3 protein-coding genes are annotated in these 2,284 nt (G+C 58.6%); 1 reads left to right on the forward strand and 2 read right to left on the reverse strand.

The window, feature by feature from the left end; translation table 11 throughout:
- Window positions 1-1,258: alpha/beta hydrolase (locus AW06_RS19425; RefSeq protein ID WP_273704927.1), on the forward strand; the 1,258-nt coding region annotated here is incomplete at its 5' end.
- A gap of 33 nt (window positions 1,259-1,291) precedes the next feature.
- Here the strand turns inward: AW06_RS19425 and AW06_RS19430 are convergent.
- Entirely contained in the window at window positions 1,292-1,942 is a 651-nt protein-coding gene (locus tag AW06_RS19430) for an NAD(P)H-binding protein (RefSeq protein ID WP_034953807.1), read from the reverse strand.
- A gap of 61 nt (window positions 1,943-2,003) precedes the next feature.
- Window positions 2,004-2,284: hypothetical protein (locus tag AW06_RS21390; protein ID WP_273704928.1), on the reverse strand; the 281-nt coding region annotated here is incomplete at its 5' end.

The following is a 2,284-nucleotide window of genomic DNA, read 5'->3' on the forward strand; positions in this document are numbered from 1 at the left end:
CGAGTGTCTAAACTTCAGTTTTGAAGGACACCCTATGTCGGATGATGGTAGAAAAGCCTTCGGGCCACTGTTGCGAAGAACCGGTTACAGTCACGTTGCTAAAGCCGCAGTTCAGGAAACGACGCTATGCATCAAGGAAATGCATGCGGCCATTGCCGACCAGTCTTTCGACGTCCTGCGGCGAATTCCTCTGCTTTCTTGGCCGGCTCAAATAGTGCAAGCTGCCCATGAAGCCATTTCAGCAGGCGTCTACGCTGCAATTTTCCACGGCAGCGGAGCTTTGCTTGACGTCGCTGCAATCCTCGAAAGGCAGCATCCATCCCCGGATAAACCGCCAGGGCGCTTTGCGAGTGGCCTGCACAGCGCACTCAACGGCGCTTTCGGAGATCATCTTGCGGCTAGCAACAACCGGCTGGCGATCAACATGGCGATACGGGTGAACGGAAAGGTCGTGCCGCTGGACACCGATGCGCTGCGCAGTGCTTTTCCCGGCGCGGGCAGGCGCCTTTGCGTTTTCGTTCACGGACTAGGATGTGACGAACATTGTTGGGAATGGGGCGATCCCAGCGAAGCTGCCGCCACATATGCCAGTCATATTGGGTGCCAAGTCCAAACTGAATGGGCCTGTACTCCACTCTACCTGCGCTATAACTCAGGTCTGCCGATTGCCGAAAATTGCGCGCAACTGGCGGTTCTACTCGATAATTTGCTGGCGGTCTGGCCGCAACCGGCCAGCGAATTACTGATCATTGGTCACAGCATGGGCGGCTTGATTGCCCTTGGCGCCTGCGATCAGGCGATGGCGCTGGGGATGTCATGGCCGCAGTCGACAAGGATGGTGATTTGCCTCGGATCACCACACCTCGGATCACCGCTCGAGCGACTCGGGCAGTTGGCAACCGTGGGGTTGAAACTCACTACAATCACCCGCCCCCTCGGGAATATTGCCGCCAAACGCAGCCAAGGCATCAAGGATCTGCGCCGTGGCCCAGGGGCTCCACGGACGCTATCCAAGCCGCACACGATTGCTTTCCGCTTTTTGGGTGCCAGTCTCACCGAAGACGTCGAGCATCCGATTAGCGAATTCCTTGGCGATGGGCTGGTGCCGCTGAGTAGTGCAATCGCGCATGAAATCACGGGTGACGTCCAGTGCGCCAGGCTGGGTAAACTCGGCCACCTGAGAATGTTGAACGACACGCGCGTCCATCGGCAGATTAGGGAATGGCTCGGCGTGCTGGGCGCGCCGGCAGAATGTTGATGCAGCGAGGACTGGCTCCTCAGTAGTGGGATCTCAGGCAGGACAGGTGGCCAGACGGATTTCCGGCACCTCCCAGATGCGTACTCCGAGTGGCGGGTCTTCCACCGCCCGGATCAGTGCACTGGTCATCTGTTCGATGTCGACTAGGCCGAAGCGACGTGCTGCCGTGCGTGTCAACGGCAGGTACTCGAACAGGCGGTAGGCCGGGAGAAGCAGCAACGGCCAGCGGTGGCCGGGGCCGAGCACATACCAGGGGCGCAGAAAGCTGGCTGCGATGCCACTGGCGCGGATCAAGGTTTCGGCCTCGGCACGCGCATTTACGTAAGCTCGCATCACCGGTGCCGGTTGGGCAACGCTGAGATAGAGCAGGTGCTTCACCCTGGCCTTCATCGCCGCGCTCAGCGCCGCGCGAGCCGAGACGAGATCCACCTTCTGGAATTCCATAGCCTTGGCCGGTCCAGGGTGGGCAACCCCCACGAGATGGACCAAGGTATCGGCCCCATTGATCTGTTGCACGTAGCTCGGGGCATCGAGCGCATCGCCGATGACGATGCGGCAGCCGGGCGTAAGCCGGTGTGCCGACTTCGGTCGTGTCAGCGCCGCGACCCGATGGCCACGTGCGAGCAATTCCGGAATCAGGTGGCTACCGATGTAGCCGGTGCCGCCGGTCACGAAGACGTGCATTCTGCCCTTGTCTGAGGTCTCGATGGGTAACTCAATGTTTTTCTATACGGACAGAATCGTCTCATGGATGCACAACTTCAGCCCAGTGCGAGCTGAGAAGATGAACAGTGAAGTGGATTGTGCCGGAAACGACGTTATAGTACGGCTGCTTTTGATTCCCTGGTTTTTTCCTGGAAAATGTCATCGGACAACCTATCATGAAGGTGTCAGCAGCTGCTTTGGAGACATCGCGGTACTGACAGAGCAGAGCGAGCAGACTGCGCGGAATGGGCGGTTTGTGGCATGTCTTTGTGCTGACATTTTCATTGAGGAGCTTTGTCATGAGTATACCGTGCGCGGTCA

The organism is Candidatus Accumulibacter cognatus (assembly GCF_000584975.1).
In the GTDB taxonomy this organism is placed as follows: domain Bacteria; phylum Pseudomonadota; class Gammaproteobacteria; order Burkholderiales; family Rhodocyclaceae; genus Accumulibacter; species Accumulibacter cognatus.

Coding starts and splice junctions, on each gene's coding strand:
- AW06_RS19430 (WP_034953807.1), bottom strand. CDS start 1,942: ATGCACGTCTTCGTGACCGGCGGCACCGGCTACATCGGTAGCCACCTG.